This window comes from Lysobacter capsici (assembly GCF_018732085.1).
Lineage (GTDB): Bacteria > Pseudomonadota > Gammaproteobacteria > Xanthomonadales > Xanthomonadaceae > Lysobacter > Lysobacter capsici_A.
This window is the reverse complement of record NZ_CP076103.1, coordinates 1,477,966-1,493,885: the sequence shown is the minus strand read 5'-3', so window position 1 is coordinate 1,493,885 and position 15,920 is coordinate 1,477,966. Positions and strand designations below refer to the sequence as shown.

9 protein-coding genes are annotated in these 15,920 nt (G+C 62.9%); 2 read left to right on the top strand and 7 right to left on the bottom strand.

From position 1 onward, the window contains the following. Positions 1–210: 210 nt before the first annotated feature. A complete protein-coding gene (locus tag KME82_RS06020; protein WP_215497722.1) occupies positions 211–2,052 on the top strand; it encodes a DUF4153 domain-containing protein in 1,842 nt (613 codons plus the stop codon). 20 nt (positions 2,053–2,072) lie between these two features. Here the strand turns inward: KME82_RS06020 and KME82_RS06015 are convergent, their stop codons facing one another. The 3 genes from KME82_RS06015 to KME82_RS06005 form a co-directional block, all read right to left on the bottom strand. Then, complete coding sequence (locus KME82_RS06015) at positions 2,073–3,086, bottom strand: aromatic ring-hydroxylating oxygenase subunit alpha (RefSeq protein WP_215497721.1); 1,014 nt, start codon at positions 3,084–3,086, stop codon at positions 2,073–2,075. Positions 3,087–3,165: 79 nt separating this feature from the next. Beyond that, entirely contained in the window at positions 3,166–4,278 is a 1,113-nt protein-coding gene (locus KME82_RS06010; protein ID WP_215497720.1) for a GNAT family N-acetyltransferase, read from the bottom strand. Further along, positions 4,275–5,432 (bottom strand): ATP-grasp domain-containing protein, encoded by a 1,158-nt coding sequence (locus tag KME82_RS06005; RefSeq protein ID WP_215497719.1) that lies wholly within the window; start codon positions 5,430–5,432, stop codon positions 4,275–4,277. The genes KME82_RS06010 and KME82_RS06005 overlap by 4 nt, the downstream gene beginning before the upstream one ends. Positions 5,433–5,930: 498 nt before the next feature. Between KME82_RS06005 and KME82_RS06000 the strand changes: the two genes are divergently transcribed. Then, complete coding sequence (locus tag KME82_RS06000) at positions 5,931–6,857, top strand: hypothetical protein (protein ID WP_215497718.1); 927 nt, start codon at positions 5,931–5,933, stop codon at positions 6,855–6,857. 1,108 nt (positions 6,858–7,965) lie between these two features. Here KME82_RS06000 and KME82_RS05995 read toward each other — a convergent pair. The 4 genes from KME82_RS05995 to KME82_RS05980 all read right to left on the bottom strand — a co-directional run bounded on the left by KME82_RS05995 (position 7,966) and on the right by KME82_RS05980 (position 15,840). Next, positions 7,966–8,355 (bottom strand): DUF6869 domain-containing protein, encoded by a 390-nt coding sequence (locus KME82_RS05995; RefSeq protein WP_215497717.1) that lies wholly within the window; start codon positions 8,353–8,355, stop codon positions 7,966–7,968. Between the two features lie 4 nt (positions 8,356–8,359). After that, positions 8,360–13,261, bottom strand: coding sequence for an RHS repeat-associated core domain-containing protein (locus tag KME82_RS05990; protein WP_252255640.1), 4,902 nt, complete (start codon positions 13,259–13,261; stop codon positions 8,360–8,362). A gap of 267 nt (positions 13,262–13,528) precedes the next feature. Further along, entirely contained in the window at positions 13,529–14,695 is a 1,167-nt protein-coding gene (locus KME82_RS05985) for a PilT/PilU family type 4a pilus ATPase (protein WP_046655750.1), read from the bottom strand. 107 nt (positions 14,696–14,802) lie between these two features. Then, the gene (locus KME82_RS05980) at positions 14,803–15,840 is read right to left on the bottom strand and encodes a type IV pilus twitching motility protein PilT (RefSeq protein WP_036109068.1); all 1,038 of its coding nucleotides are present in this window, start codon (positions 15,838–15,840) and stop codon (positions 14,803–14,805) included. Positions 15,841–15,920: the final 80 nt, after the last annotated feature.

Below are 15,920 nucleotides of genomic sequence, written 5' to 3'. Positions count from 1 at the left end.
GCAAGCCGGCACCGGCCAAGAAAGCAGCCGCCAAACCGGCGGCAAGCAAGAAACCTGTCGCTAAGAAAATCGCGAGCGCCAAGCCCGCGGCGAAGAAAACCCGCTGATCGTCACGCCCCGCCCATCGTCATGGACGACATCGCGATGCGCGCCGCCCCGGCGCGCGCCGCGCGATGCTCCGCTCACCCAGCTCATCGCAAAGGATTCCGCATGACTGCGCCTCCCACTCTGTCCTCCGCCACGCGCTCGTTCATCGTCCTGGTCGCGCTGTTGCAGGGCCTGCTGCTGTATCTGCTGCGGATCGGCCCGTTCGCCGACAGCGGCCTGGAAGTGTGCGGCTACGTGATCGTGCTGTCGGTGCCGACGATGATGATACTGTCGGTGCAGCGCCTGAACGATGCGCGATTCTGGCAACACGCGGTCGGCATCGGCGTGATCTATCTGCTGCTGGCGTGGTGGGCCGGCTGGAGCGCGACAGGCGCGCCCGACATCAACGCCAGCGCGGTGCTGTGGCCGTTCGGCGCGAGCCTGGCGATCGCCCTGTTCGTCGCCCTGCCCTATCTGCAATGCCGGCTGGACAGCGGCCGCTGGCGCGCGTCCTATCACCAGTTGTTCGAACACGGCTGGCAGAACGCGCTGACCTTGCTGCTCACCGCGGTGTTCGTCGGCATCTGCTGGGCCGTGCTCGGCCTGTGCGCGGTGCTGTTCAAGCTGATCGGCATCCAGTTCTTCGCCGATGCGTTCAGCATGCGCAGCTTCATCCATCTCGCCAGCGGGATCATGATCGGCCTGGGCGTGCTGGTCGGCCGCACTCAGCAACGGCCGGTGCAGGTCGCGCGCCAGATCCTGTTCGCGATCTTCAAGGGCCTGCTGCCGCTGGTCGCGGTGATCGCGCTGTTGTTCGTGATCAGCCTGCCGTTCACCGGCCTGGACGCGCTGTGGCAGACCCGCTCGGCGACCTTGATCCTGATGTGCCTGATCGCGGTGATGGTGCTGTTCGTCAACGCGGTGTACCAGGACGGCAGCGGCGAGCCGCCGTATCCGCGCTGGCTGCGGCGGGTAGTCGAAGCGGCGCTGCTGATCCTGCCGATTTACGCGATGCTCGGGCTGTACGCGCTGGCCTTGCGCATCGGCCAGTACGGATGGACCGCCGAACGCCTGTGGGCGGTGATCGCCTCGGTCGTGCTCACCGCGTACGCGTTTGGCTACGCCTGGGCCGCGCTGCGGCCGCGCCTGGGCTGGCTGCACGGGCTGATGCGGGTCAACGTGATCGTCTCGCTGGTGGCGATGGCGTTCGCGGTCGCGGCGAACTCGCTGCTGCTCGACCCGCACCGCCTCACCGTCAACGACCAACTCGCGCGCCTGCGCGAAGGCCGCACCCCGGCGGAAGACTTCGACCTCAGCCATCTGCGTTTCCAGAACGGCCGCCGCGGCTACGAGGCCCTGCAGAGCTTGCGCGGCGATCCGCAATTCGCCGGCGACAAGCAAAGCGCCAAGCTCGAGCGCGTGCTCAAGATGAAGAACCGGTGGGAATACAGCATGGACGATCGCGTCCAGGCCCAGGCCGACACGGTCGCGGCCGCGCTGCGGCATATCCAGATCGCGCCGGGCGCCGATCAACCCGATACGGTGTGGCTGCAGGCCTTGATCGCGCAACGGCTGCCTACGCCGGACTGCCTGAACGCCGATTCGCAATGCGTGCTGATGACCCCGGACCTCGACCGCAACGGCCGCAACGACTACCTGTTGTGCAACACCGTGCAATACGGCGCGACCTGCTTCGTCTACAGCCTGGAAGACGGCCTGTGGGACAAGATCGGCCGCAGCTATCTCGGCGATCGCGCCGAGACCGTGGCTCCGGCGATGCGCGCGGGGCGAGTCAAGGCGGTGCCGCGCCGCTGGTCGGACTTCCAGTTTGGCGACGACAGCAAACTGGTGCAGTTCGAAATGGATTCGGAAGAGGAACGCGCGAAGACGCGGCTGGCGATGAAGTCGGACAAGACCTCAGCGCCGGTCGCGGCGGACAAGAAGCCAACGACGGACTCGCACTGAACTGAGCCCCTGCATCGGCCTTACAGCAGGATCCGCACCTCGCGGGCCTGCTCATCGACCGGTGCTTCACCGGTCTGCCAGAACGCTTCGACCCACGGCCGGACCAGATCGAGCTGGGTCGATGCGCCGCGCGCGCCGGGAAAACGCTGCATGTTGACCGCCTGCATCGCCAGTATCCGCGCGTCCTGATCGTTGACGCGCTTGAGCAGCGGCCACACCAGACGACGCACGAGCCACGCCGGCGCCCAGCGGTTTTCCACGTGCAAGGTCGCGAACACCGAGGTGATGTCGCGGGTCTGCGGAGTGAAATGCAGGGTGATGCGAACGATCCCGCCGTTGACGTAGCGGTATTCGATCTGCGCGCTGCCCGGCGCGTCGAAGATCGCCTGTTCGCTTTCGCGCGGCGATTCGAACAGGCGGTACAGCAGGCCCGACTGCTGCGGCTGGTCGCGATAGACCACCTTGAATCCGGCATCGTCGGGTTCGAATCGCGCCGTCATCGGCTGCCGGTTATCGCCGCTGCGCACCAGGCCCGGATGAATCCAATGCGTGTGCATCGGATCGAGGAAATTTTCGATCGCATCGATCACATGCGCCTGCCATTGGGTCTGCCACAGGAACCGCCGCGAACCCGCGGAGTTCTCGCTCAGCATCCGCGGCAACCCGCCTTGGTCGCGCCCGTCCAGACGCAGCCAGATCAGGCCGTCATGCTCGCGCACGGCGATGTTGCGCACACGCACTTGCGGTAACGGACAGTCCGCCGGCATGCCGGGAATCTCGCACAAGCGACCATCGGCATCGAAACGCCAGCCGTGGTACGCACACGCAATGCCCGACTCGGTGACGGTCCCGGCCGACAGCGGCGCATGCCGGTGCGGGCAGCGGTCTTCCAACGCGAACAACCGCCCATCGCGGGCACGGCCGAGCACGATCGGGCGATCGAGCACGGTGACCGCCACCGGCCTGTGGCCCAGGCGGTCCGCGCACAGCGCGGGGAACCAGCGTGCGTAGTGCGAGGCATGCCAGGTCGTCATGCCCGGATTATCCCGCGATTTGCCGTCGCCGCGCATGCCGGTCGCCCCGTTTGCGCAGACGCGGGTCGAGCCGCCGCGCTCACAACTCGAACCTGCGCATGATCGGCACGCCGGCTCGCCGCGTCAGCGCCGAGATGATCGTCAAAATCCGCCGCGTAGGTCGAGGCAGATGCCGCATATACACCGCGCTGTACTCGATGCTAGGCGTCCCACCGCGCAGGCGCTTGAACCCCGCCGCGCCCGCGCTGAAGTTGATGTCGAAGCCGCTGGCGATGGCGTGTTCGAAGGTGCAGGCCGTCAGCAGGCGATACAGTCCCATGCGCTGCGGCAGGTCGGTGTCGTAACCGACGATCGGCGTGGTCAGCGTGTGGCCCTGGCGGAACTGCCCGGCGATGCACAACAGCAGCCCGGCCTCGTCGCGATAGCCGTCGAACTCCAGCAGACCGGCACGGTGCCACTGACGCATGAACTGCGCGTTGTAATGCGGGTTGCAACGCGAATACTTGTCCATGTACAGCCGTTCGTAAAGCTCAGCGATGCGCGGATAGTCGGCATCGACGATATCGCCGTCGTGCGCGCGGCCGGGTTGCTTCGCCGCTAGTTTCAGGTCGATCTTCAGATTGTGCCGCTCGCGCGCCAGGCGCGCGACATCGTGGAACACATACACCTGCCGGCTCGGGATCAGCGCGAATCCCAGCCGCTCGCACTCGGCCAGCCAGTCGCGATGTTCGAGATCGTTGAGCGAACGCAGCCAGATCGCATGCCCGGGCCAGCGCGCCAACGCCTGCCGCAACAGGCTCGCCAGCGACACAGCCTGCAAAGGCGGATACAGATTGGTCGACAGCAGCCAGTTGTTGATCGCCACCGCGCGATCGATCTGCGCCGATCGCAGCCAGGCCTTGCTGCCGCGGCCGAGCAGGTTCAACGCCGGCGACAGCCAGCGCGGCGCATAACGCACCGCTTCTTCGAGTGCGTAGTCGCCGTAGGTCGTGTGCGGCGAACACACCCAGGCATTGCCGGCCTGCGCATCGTTCACCGTGACCGGAAACATCGCCTCGCCCGCGCTCAGCGTTTCGACCTGCGTATGCAGATTGGCCGCGAACGCGGTCGATGGCATCCTCGTGTGGATCTGCGCGAACGCCCGCACGCGTGCGTTGAACGATTCGACCTGCGTGGACGCCGACGACTTCATAGGTCCGGCAAAGGCTCGCCGTCCCACTCGATATCGCGCGTCGCCGCCTCGCGCAGATTACAGCCCTGGCGCAGCGCGGTGGCCGCGTACGAGCCCATGTCGACCAGGCCGCCGAGCGGCGGGCGTCGATCGCCGGCCATCGCCAGCACATCGTCGGCGCGCCGGTAATCGCGCCACCACGTCCTCACGTTGCCCTGCGCGATCGCCTGCAGCAGACCCGCGCTGACCATCACCCCGGCCAGCATCTTCGGCTGAGGCCGACTGGGCTCGACGCACTCCATGGTTTCGCCCATCAGCGCCGCTGGCAGCGCGTCGTCATCAGCGAACAGATGGACCCCGCTGGTCGCACGTGGATTGCACTCCAGCACGGTGGTCAGACCGTCATCGCCGACGATCCAGTCGAAGGAGATCTGTCCGGTGAATCCGATCTTGGCTACAAAGCGCTCGACGAATTCGCGAATCGCCGCATTAGGGCTGGGTTCGAAATAGAAACTCGAACTGCGCCGCAATCGATAGCTCGGCCGGTACACCGAATGCGCCAGCAAGCGCCCGCGGTCGGCGACGCTGTACGAGCACAGCTCGGTGCCGTGGTAATAGCGCTGCGCCACCCAGTCCTGCGCCAGCCCCAACGGCGCCGCGTCCGCCGGCAGGCCGTGCGGATACAGCCGGACGTGTACGCCGAAACGCGAGTACTCGGGCTTGAGCACCAGCGGGTCGCCGGCCGCCCATGCGCGCGCTTCGTCGATGCCGGTCACGATCGCGCTGTCGGGCACGTTGGCACCGCAGTCGCGTGCCAACTCCAGGAAGTGGCGCTTGCTGTGCAACGCGCGCAGTGTTTCGAAGTCGTCGACCAATACCCGAACGCCATCGGGCAAGGCCGAGCGATAGCGCGAAACAAAGAACACTTCCTCGCAGGTCGGCACGATCAGGTCGATGCCTTCGGCGGCGACGATACGCGTCAACGCGGCGACGAACTCGCCGGCCCGCGAACGCGGCGGCGGCAGCCGATGCGCGCGCGCCACCGAGCGCGACCACGCGCTCAAGCGACAAGACACGCTGTCGGCGACGTGGACGCTCCACCCCGCACGATCGAAGCGCCGCGCCAACTCCAGCGCCGCGGGAGCCCGGGGGCCCAATATGAGTACCTTGACCATGCGTCGTTTCGGTCCGGCGATGCGCCGGCGGCGTCGTCCTCTCGCGTTGCGGTGTCGTCGTGGGAACCGCGTTATTAGGCATCACCGCCGGGGCAAAGGGAACGCGGGGAGCGCAGCGGGACGTGCCGATCGAGGCGATCGGTCGCGATCGGTGCGCGCGTGGGTCTCGTGAAGCTCGTCGTGCGGCTCGTCGGTTGTGCGGTTGGCCCGGCGCCCAGCTTGCGCTGCGCGCGACGCATGTCTCGCATGCGATGCCTGCCCGATGGCGCTAGGCAACGATCCGACGGACGCGAACACGCGTTTGTCGGCCATGTTCGAGGACCAATCTGTTGCACGGCGCAGCGGCCCCGGACCGGAATCAAGCCAGACCGGCGGCTCCGCCCCGGACTAGGGCCGCCCCCAGGTTTCTGCGCCGCCGCGGAGTTGCTACGGTGCGCTGACAGAAACCGTTTTCATCAGGGCTGATTCTCAAGGGACCCCGTCCCAAGGAGCACTCTCATGGCAGACGCAAGTTCCGGAGTCTCGGGCTCCTCGCACGATTCGGCCGCCTCCGCGCAACAGAGCCAGGCCGCGAACGAAGCCGCCGAAGCGCAACGCGCGGCCGAAGCCGCCGCGGCTGCGTCAGCGGTCAACGCCACGCCGACGCCTTCGTTGACCACGGTCGAAGCCGCGCCGGTCGACCTGAGCGTGCCGATGAGCGCGCTATCGCAACTCAACGCGATGCAGGTCAACACACCCGCGCTCGACTTCTCCTCACTGACGACGCTGGGCGGCGTTCCCACCAACGCCACCTACGCCGATGTCGCCCTCTCCGCGATCGCCACTCCGGCACCGCCTACAGTGGAAGAGTTCAACGCCTTCTCGCCGACCTTCAGCATCGACGGCTTCAACGCCGCCAACATCGCCAACACCGACATCAGCAACGTCGGCGTCAACGTCGGCCTGAACTACACCGGCTCGCTCGACGCGACCATGAACGCCCGCTTCGGCCTGGACCCGGCCAACGTCACCGTGAGCGGCAGCATCGGCTACAGCAACGACCTGAGCAGCTTCAACCTCAGCGCCACCGCCGGTCCGTTCGGCCCCGAGGCGACCCCGAACTACGGCGCGACCGTCAAGGGCAGCCTCGACCTGGGCAACCTCAACGCCTTCGATTTCAGCGGCACCGCGAACTTCAACGCCCAGGGGTTCCAGAACGCCAACGTCAGCCTGGGCCTGACCCGCGACTTCTCCGAAAACCTCAGCGGCTACACGCGAGGGAACGTGGGCTTCAATCGCGATGGCCTCAGCAACATCACCGGCGAGACCGGGCTGAATTTCAACCAGGGCGGCACCTCGGTGGGGCTGACGGGGCGGGTAAGCGTGGATACGAATACCGGGGATTTCACTGGGTATGTGGGGGCGCGGGCTGGGATCAAGTTTTGATTGAGCGGCAGTCGCGGCTGGCATAGCGCCGCCGCGAAAAGCTGCTCTGGCCCCAATTTTCGTATTTCGTCTCTGTGCTGGAGAGGTTGAGCGCACGCTCGCCTGCGTTCCACCGTCGTAATACCTCTTGGCCGCCACTGCGCCAGTGACGGCGGTCGAAGCGCAAAGCCTAAGTTCGCCGCTGGCGCAGACCGGCGCCGCCGAGCGGAACCCCAACCGCAGCACCCCGATCGCCCCGCGCAACATCCGGCGGCCTACGTCCAAAGCGATTTATCCCGACGCCGTCTCAATGATCCTCAGCGCCGGGCCGGATTGGGCGGGTGCCGGGCGTCAATCGGCCGCCCGCAGCCCCAAAACGCCCCGCGCGCCATCAGCGGATAGCCGAAGCAACCCCGCAAGTCCCAGCCGCGAAGCAAAACCCTCTGCGCGCAAGCCAGAAAGCCTTGCGATCGGAGCTCCACCGCTTGCGAACGCAAGGTGTCTTGCCTTGCAAGCGCACTCCACAAGGCCGCGCGCGAAGCATTTAGCCTTGCGCTCGGCCCGATGAACCTTGCGCTTGAGGCTCAGCCACTCGCCGTCGCGAGCCTTTTGGCTTGCGCGCAAGCTCGCGAGGCTTGCGTGCGGCATTCGCACGGTCGTCCTCGGGCATTTGGACCTTGCGGGCAAGGAAAAACCTCTGCTGCGCAAACTTTCGCATCGCTAAGCAGTTGCGCCGCACGACGCATTCGGCGCGCAAAACCGCGACCCAGGCTGTCCGCGCTCGCCCGTCCCGGTGAATCTGACACCCCCCAAGAAACGACGATGAGTCAGAACCCTATCGTCCCGTACCTGCCAGCGCGAAGCCTCGGCGAACATGGAGACCACCCTGTCGGCCCCTTGAACCCGAACTCCAAGCCCTGCGCCGCCTGAGCCCCAAGCGAACTGACAGGGGAAAGAAGGAGCTTTTCCAAAAGGCCACTCTGACCCCTATTTTGCTCGCTTCAGCCTAGATCTGGCGAACATCACCGTGAGCGGCAGACAAATAGGGGTCAGAGTGGATTTTTTCGAAAGTTCACTCTGACCCCTGTTTGTTGCATACCCCATGCATTAATTACCGCCGCTACGCATCCTATTTTTTTGCATTCAAAATTAACGCCCAAAACTCACTGGAAACATTATTTTGCCATACCCCATCAAGCATCCGCCTAAAGGCATCATTTTTTTTTGCTGCGCCGATAATTACCCTCACAGCCATAGCTTCATCTTTAAAAATCATCGATTCAATTGGACCGGCCGCCAAATTATCCATGACATATTCACTTGAATCTTTTTCAAGAACATTGTTCACAAACTCAACAATCAAATCAAAGTTCTTGTCCCTGCTTATTATTGCCTGCAACTGATGCAAAACCCAGTCAGTTTCATCCACACCATCCGACCGTGAATCCAGCTCTCCACCAGTGATTTTTTTTAACCTAAGCAACCACGCATCAGCCATTTTGTCCACGCCACCAAACATGTGATCACCTCGGCAATGGCGCATCAGGAAAATTAGCAGTGGCTAACGTGATGTCCTCTGATGAAACCCGGCAACCTTTAGATATCGCATCTTTTATTAGATCAAAAAGTTGCTTCTGCTTACCTTCAAACTGTTGCTTATGACCTAACCAAGTTCCTTTTCTACGCATGCCGTCAGCTTTAACCGAAAACGCAATAATGAATAAGTTATTTCTGTCGGAAAGCGCCGCGAGGTAACGTTGCCTAACCTCAAAGGCAACCGCTTTAATCTGCGCCTCCAAGTATCTACAATAATAATCGAATCGGCAGTTATCCGCCGCTACAGATAACAGATCGGATATAGCACTAGCGTTTCTGTCATGAATGTAACTGCCAACCTGCCACCCAGCCCAGCCGGCAAGACCTACCCACCCGGCTCGTCCTGCAGCACCGCCAACCAATGACCAGTTGGATGGAGGAGCGGCCGGCGCAGATTGCCACGCGGCCACGCCCGCCAAGCCGTAAGGATCGACCATAATTAATGGCGACCCATCTACATAAGCATAGGTTGAAATGCCTCCGCTTAATCCAATAGAATCGCTTTGAACATACCTTCCCGCGCTTGAATCATAATATCTTGAATAGTTAAAATTTAACCCGCTAGCTGAATCGAATACCTGACCAGCAAAGCGCATATCTAAAGTAAAAGCTTGCCCATCCGTATCGGGATCCTGATTTGGCGGGCTATTGCCGAACGCCTCCCCCCTCAAGTCCCAATTCCAAACAGCTAAATTCCGAATGGGATCGATCACCACCCGCGGCGTACCCAGATGATCCGGCTCGAGATAGTGCAGCGCTTGTTGCGCGCCGCCACTCGCCCATAGACCAACGGGAAAATCATCCATCCAGATCGCTTGCTGAATCGCAATGCCGTTACTGCCGTATTCGCCTATCCAATGACCAGCTTCGTCATAGATTATGTATCTATCATTCAAGGCCGTGTACTTACGAACTTGCTCGCCCCGGCCGTTGTACTGGTAAGTCTGGACTAACGTCGCACCCTGTTTAAGTTCGCTGCTACGGCCGGCATCGCTGTAGACGAAGCTGTTACCGCCGATCTGAATGGAATTACCACTAGCGTCATAACTACGCGGACTATCCGGACCAGCCTGAGTCAGACGATGGCTGTCGGCCGGGTACGTATACGTCTTAGTGCCACTAGCCGTGGTGACGCTCTGGCGGTTGCCGGTGGCATCGTAGGTATACGCCTCGATCGCCGTGTTACTCGGCCCGTCGCGCAACGCGGTCAATCGATTCAGCGCGTCGTAGCCGAAGGTCAACAGCGCATTGGTCGCACCAGCCGGCGTGAGCTTGTCGATATTGCCGACCGCGTCGAAACCGAAGCCGACCGAGAGGCCGCCGGCGGACGGATCGATGACAGCCGTGGTGCGGTAATCCAGATCGACCGGTCGCGCGAAGGTTCGGCCGTTGCCGTAGGTCCAGCCCGCGGTCGGGCCGAACGGGTGATACGTGGCCTGGCTCAACAGCACCTCGGTCGTCGCGCCCGCGACCGCGCGCTTGGTGTCGATCTGGCTGATGCGGCCTTGCGCGTCGCGCTGATACGTTACGACCGCGCCGTCGGGATAGGTCAGGCTGCTCAGCTGCCCCGCCAGCGTGTACGCATAGCGCACCACGAACACTTTGCCGTTGGTGGTCTGCACCTTGCGAACCATGTGGCCGAAGCGGTCGTAGCAGTACTGGGTGCTGCCGCTCGCATCGGTCATCAACGACAAGCGGCCTTTGGCGAAGGTCTCGCCCGCCGCGCAAACGGTGGGCACGGCGTCGTACTCATAACCCACGTTGAGGCTGGTGGTCGGGTACGCGACGGCGGTCGGTCGGTTGAGCGCATCGTAGCTGTAGGTGCGCGTGATGTTGCGCGCATCGGTTTCGGTCTTGCGATTGCCGGCGCTGTCGTAGGTGTAGGTCGATACGCCGGTGTCGGGACTGGTCAGCTGCACCTGATCGCCGAAGCCGTTGTAGGAGTATGTGGTATCGAGATTCTTCGGGTCGGTGACCTTGGTCATGCGGTCCAGTGCGTCGTACTTGAACTCGGTCTTCGCATTGATGCCGCCGACGTCCTGCAGCGTCTTGGCCAGACGGTTGAGCGGGTCGTAATCGTTGTCGACCTTGCGGCCCAGGGCGTCGGTGGTGACATCGCCGTTGCCGCTGGCATCGTAGGTGAAGCCGGTCGGGTGATCGTAGGCCGTCTTGGCGGTTTTGAGCTGACCCAGTTGGTTGTAGATTCGCGACAAGGTGCGCTTCAGCGCGCCGCTGCTGTCGCGGGTGTCTTCCTTGGTCCGCGCGCCGGCGGCGTCGAGCGTGTAGTGGATGCGGTTGCCGGCGTTGTCGTAGATGTCGGTCAGGCGATGCGCCGCGTCGTACTCGTAGCGAATGAACGCGCCATCGGGCTGGATGACTTTCTTGACCTGCCCGATCAGGTCGTATTCGTAGCGGGTGATCACGTCATCGGTTTCGGAGCTTGGATTCGTGCCCCGCACCTTCGTGCTGGCCAGCCAACCGCGCGGCAGGTACTCCATATCGGTGACGACACCGTTGGCGTCCTTGCTGGACAGCAAACGGCCGCTGTAGTCGTAGCGCAGGAACTCGGTAACGTGTCCCAGCGAGTTGGTAATCTTCCACAGATCGCCCTTGCGGTAGGCGCAGGTCGCCGGCGACGTGGCGCACGCGGCGTCATCGTTCGCGTAGTAGGTATAGCTGGCGACGTCGTTTACGTCGGAGCGAGGACCATCGACCGACTTGACCGCCCCCACGACCGGGCACATGCCGGCCGTCACGTCGCTGGGATCGCAGTACGCCGTGGTTACGGTTCGCTCGATTGCGGTGGCCGGATCGACCTGCGTCGACGTCAGGGCTTGGCCGCGATCGTTGTAGGTCCACTTCGACTTGGCGACCAACGCATTGGCGTTGTCCAGAATGCGTCGTTCGCTCGGCAGCGAGTAGGAGGGAAACCAATCCGTCTGAGTGGTACGAGCAAACGCCGTTGCGGCACCTCCTGATGTGAGGCCGGTCTTGCGCGTAAGCTCGTGAAAATAATCGTAGGTGTACTGGGTACGCATGCCACGCGCGTCCTGGCTCCATTGTCGACGGTTCCCGGTGTAGAACGCTGTATCAGTTCCAGCCACGGACCCGTCGGTGACGGACATCGCGACCTTGGTCGGCTGGCGAAAAATCTCCGTGGAGAAGGTATAGGCCTTGGTCGACCCCGTCGGCAGCGCCACCGTGGTCCCGCCCGAAGCGTCGTAGGTCAACGTGACCTTACCGGCGCCGCCCGCGTGATCGCTGATCACGACACGGCCGAATTCGTCGTAATCGTAGGTCGCGTAGCGTTGTCCGTTCTCGTCGATGACGCCGGTCAGGTGATGACTGAAATTGACGACGTTGCATCCTGGCACCGTGGTGCCGGCGGCGTTGCGGCATAGATGGCCGGCCTCGGCGTAGAGATATTCCCTGCCCTCGCCGGCGCCGTCGCCCGCCTTGCTCGCATGGGTCAGGCGCCCCGAGCCATCGTAAACATATTCAGCCAGAACCACGCCGTCGGCGGTGATGCGCGCGAGACGGACGCCGTTGTCATCGAGTTGCGGCGCTATCGCGGCGGCATAGACGAAGCTGAGTGAGCGGCCTGACGGGCTCCTGACCCTGAGAAGGTCGCCAGCAGCCAGGCAGGTTCCGGACTGGACATCGCTGTCGGTGCAGTAATCGAGGAAGAACGCTCGACCGGCGCGATCGAAGCTGACCAAGCGCCCGTTGTCGTTAAACCATTGCAAGCCCTGCGAAGCCGCGGAAAGACGCCAGCGGCCACGCTGTGCGGCGATCTCATCGGACTCTTTGACCAGGACGACGCCGGGCCGGTTGGTGGACGCATAGGACGAGGTGGTCGAATCGAACTTCAGCGCTTCGAGATAACCTTCGGGTGTGATCCATATCTGCGGCGCGCCGGCGGACATCATGAGTCGGGTGGAAAACGAATGCGCCCAGCTATCGGTCAGGCCCGACTGCAGAACCAGGTCGTTGATCGAGTTGTAGGCGCGCGAGAATGCGCCACCTTCCCAGTCGAAATCGGATTCGCGATATTCCTTGTTGCCGGTTGCAGCGACCGCGGGATTGCCATCTTTGCAGCATGAGTCGTGCTGAGCGGATTTCCAGTAGATTTCGCCACGCGAAGTGTTGGCGCACGCGTACGGCCATTTGTCGACGTTGGGGTTTGCCCATGTTCCCTTGAATAATTCCGGGCACTTGAACCAATCCGTGCGTCGAACGCTCCAAGACCTGAGAGCAGTGCTGGACAGTCTTGCAAAGTACTTGCGCACGCTCGGATTGCTCGACAGATAGTCACGCCGCAAATAGACGTACTGCCCACTGTTTCCCCAACCAGGGCCATTCTCAAGATTGTAAGAACCCTCGTAATAGTGATCCAGGACCGGAACTGTATACGAGGCGTTGATGTCAGCCGCCAATTTATCTTCGTCGTCGCAAGCGATCTGCCCATTCGGTTGAGATACACCGTTCGAGCTGCAACCACGGCCCTTGCCCCACTCGTCGTCGGCTACGTAATAGTCTCCATAGAACGTAGGAGCCACCGGCTTGACGGCATAGGTTTCCGAAAAATTCCCTCCGCCCGCCGTCGTCGACTTCAACTCCAGCAACGAGTTTCCACTCGGCGTGGCCGGTTCGGTCCGAATGAACTGCTCTGCCTCAGCCTTGGTCTTGAAGCATGCCGACTCCTGGTTCAACGGCATGTAGCGATTGGCGCAATACCGATCGGCGGCCTGGGACAGATTGGGCACGAGGGCCGCCGCAAGCGCAAAACAAGCAAGCAGCAGGGAGCGGGTAGAAACGCTGAAAACCATGTCATTCATCCGGTGAAGAGAGCCGCGGGGAACGGTGGAACATCCGTGATCGTACGTACGCTGTCGATCGAGCGCATCGGGCAGGCAAGGAACTGGCCGTACTCTGGAGAAATCCCAGATCGATCATCACCGCCGCGCATACCAGCTTTCAAGACATGAAGCTTGCGTAATGCAAACAGTCACATACCACTGTCTCAAAGCTCGCGACCTTGATGGGAAGCACAAAAAAGCCCGGCATTGCCGGGCTTCTTCGTGAATGCGGCGACCTCACCTGACCTCAGCCACCTCAACCCCATCCAACCCCTGCGACAAGGTCCGCGCATCGCCACCTTGCGCCAGCTTGATGCGCAAACGCACTTCGTTCTGCGAGTCGGCGTAGCGCAGGGCGTCTTCGTAGCTGATCTCGCCGGCCTGGTACAGCTCGAACAGCGCCTGGTCGAAGGTCTTCATGCCGAGCTGCACGGAGTCCTTCATCAGTTCTTTGAGCTTGTGGATTTCGCCGTCGCGGATGTAGTCCTGGGCCAGCGGGGTGCCGAGCAGGATTTCCATGGCGACGCGGCGGCCCTTGCCGTCGGGGGTCGGGATCAGCTGCTGCGCGACCACGCCCTTGAGGTTCAGCGACAAGTCCATCAGCAACTGGTTGCGACGGTCTTCCGGGAAGAAGTTGATGATGCGGTCCATCGCCTGGTTGGCGTTGTTGGCGTGCAGCGTGCACAGCACCAGGTGACCGGTTTCGGCGAAGGCGATGGCGTGGTCCATGCCTTCGCGGGTGCGCACCTCGCCGATCATGATCACGTCCGGCGCCTGGCGCAGGGTGTTCTTGAGCGCGGCTTCCCAGCTGTCGGTGTCGATGCCGACTTCGCGCTGGGTGATGATGCAGCCTTCGTGGCGATGCACGAACTCGATCGGGTCTTCGATGGTGATGATGTGGCCGGTCGAATTCAGATTGCGGTAGCCGATCATCGCCGCGAGCGAGGTCGACTTGCCGGTGCCGGTCGCGCCGACGAACAGGATGATGCCGCGCTTGGTCATCGCCAGCGTCTTGATGATCGGCGGCAGGTTCAGTTCTTCGACGGTCGGGATCTTGGTCTCGATCCGGCGCAGCACCATGCCGACCTGGTTGCGCTGGTAGAAGCAGCTCACGCGGAAGCGGCCGATGCCGGTCACGCCGATGGCGAAGTTGCACTCGTGGGTCTTTTCGAACTCTTCGCGCTGCTGCGGATTCATCACGTTGAGCACGAGGTCGCGGCTTTGCTGCGGCGTCAGCGGGTTCTGGGTGATCGGGCTGATCTTGCCGTGGACCTTCATCGACGGGGGCATGCCCGAGGTGATGAACAAGTCCGAGGCGCGCTGGTGCGCCATCAGCTTGAGGAAGGAGGTGAAGTCGATCGCGCCGGAGGCGGTGGTCGGGTTGGTCGGGGCCGGGGTATTCATGGGGCTACCTCCTCGGGAGGTGTGGAGCTAGAGGGGGAATCGTGCCAAGGCCGGTTCGTCCGAGGGCCAGTGCCGGCGCGCGCGCAGCGCGGCGCCGGCGCGTGCGATCAGTCGAACAGGCGCTTGTCCTTCGCGTACTCGCGTGCCTGCGGGCGCAGGATCATGCCGCGCTTGACCAGATCCTGCAGATGCTGATCGAGCGTCATCATGCCGTAGCCCTGGCCGGTCTGGATCGCCGAATACATCTGCGCGACCTTGTCCTCGCGGATCAGGTTCCGGATCGCCGGGATGCCGACCATGATTTCCCAGGCCGCGGTACGGCCGCCGCCGACCTTCTTGAGCAGCGCCTGCGAGATCACCGCGCGCAGCGATTCCGACAGCATCGAGCGCACCATCGGCTTTTCGCCGGCGGGGAACACGTCGATGATGCGGTCGACGGTCTTGGCCGCCGAGGAGGTGTGCAGGGTGCCGAACACCAGGTGGCCGGTTTCCGCCGCGGTCAGCGCCAGGCGGATGGTTTCCAGGTCGCGCAACTCGCCGACCAGGATGTAGTCGGGATCTTCGCGCAACGCCGAGCGCAAGGCTTCGTTGAAGCCGTGCGTGTCGCGGTGGATTTCGCGCTGGTTGATCAGGCACTTCTGCGAGGTATGCACGAACTCGATCGGGTCTTCCACCGACAGGATGTGCGCGTACTCGTTCTTGTTGATGTGGTCGATCATCGCCGCGAGCGTGGTCGACTTGCCCGAGCCGGTCGGCCCGGTCACCAGGATCAGGCCCTGCGGCTGTTCGATCAGCTGACGGAAGATCGGCGGGCAGCCGAGGTCTTCCAGGGTCAGCACTTCGGAGGGAATGGTACGGAACACGGCGCCGGCGCCGCGGTTCTGGTTGAAGGCGTTGACGCGGAAGCGCGCCAGGCCAGGGATTTCGAAGGAGAAGTCGACCTCGAGGAATTCTTCGAAGTCGCGCCGCTGCTTGTCCGACATGATGTCGTAGACCAGCGCATGGACCTGCTTGTGGTCCAGGGCCGGGATGTTGATCCGGCGCACGTCGCCATCGACCCGGATCATCGGCGGCAGGCCCGCCGACAGATGCAAGTCGGATGCTTTGTTCTTAACCGAGAACGCCAGTAGTTCGGCGATATCCATGCGTGCTCCCCGCACTGCAGGGACCCGTCAGCCGGGTCCGTTAAAGCCAGCCACATTGGGCCCAGCCGCTTTGTGGTCAG

What these genes read in the sequence shown, in the direction of transcription:
- KME82_RS06015 (WP_215497721.1), bottom strand. Translation starts at nt 3,086, where the DNA reads ATGACGACCTGGCATGCCTCGCACTACGCACGCTGGTTCCCCGCGCTG.
- KME82_RS05995 (WP_215497717.1), bottom strand. Translation starts at nt 8,355, where the DNA reads ATGTTTGGTGGCGTGGACAAAATGGCTGATGCGTGGTTGCTTAGGTTA.
- KME82_RS05980 (WP_036109068.1), bottom strand. Translation starts at nt 15,840, where the DNA reads ATGGATATCGCCGAACTACTGGCGTTCTCGGTTAAGAACAAAGCATCC.
- KME82_RS06005 (WP_215497719.1), bottom strand. Translation starts at nt 5,432, where the DNA reads ATGGTCAAGGTACTCATATTGGGCCCCCGGGCTCCCGCGGCGCTGGAG.
- KME82_RS05990 (WP_252255640.1), bottom strand. Translation starts at nt 13,261, where the DNA reads ATGGTTTTCAGCGTTTCTACCCGCTCCCTGCTGCTTGCTTGTTTTGCG.
- KME82_RS06000 (WP_215497718.1), top strand. Translation starts at nt 5,931, where the DNA reads ATGGCAGACGCAAGTTCCGGAGTCTCGGGCTCCTCGCACGATTCGGCC.
- KME82_RS06010 (WP_215497720.1), bottom strand. Translation starts at nt 4,278, where the DNA reads ATGAAGTCGTCGGCGTCCACGCAGGTCGAATCGTTCAACGCACGCGTG.
- KME82_RS06020 (WP_215497722.1), top strand. Translation starts at nt 211, where the DNA reads ATGACTGCGCCTCCCACTCTGTCCTCCGCCACGCGCTCGTTCATCGTC.
- KME82_RS05985 (WP_046655750.1), bottom strand. Translation starts at nt 14,695, where the DNA reads ATGAATACCCCGGCCCCGACCAACCCGACCACCGCCTCCGGCGCGATC.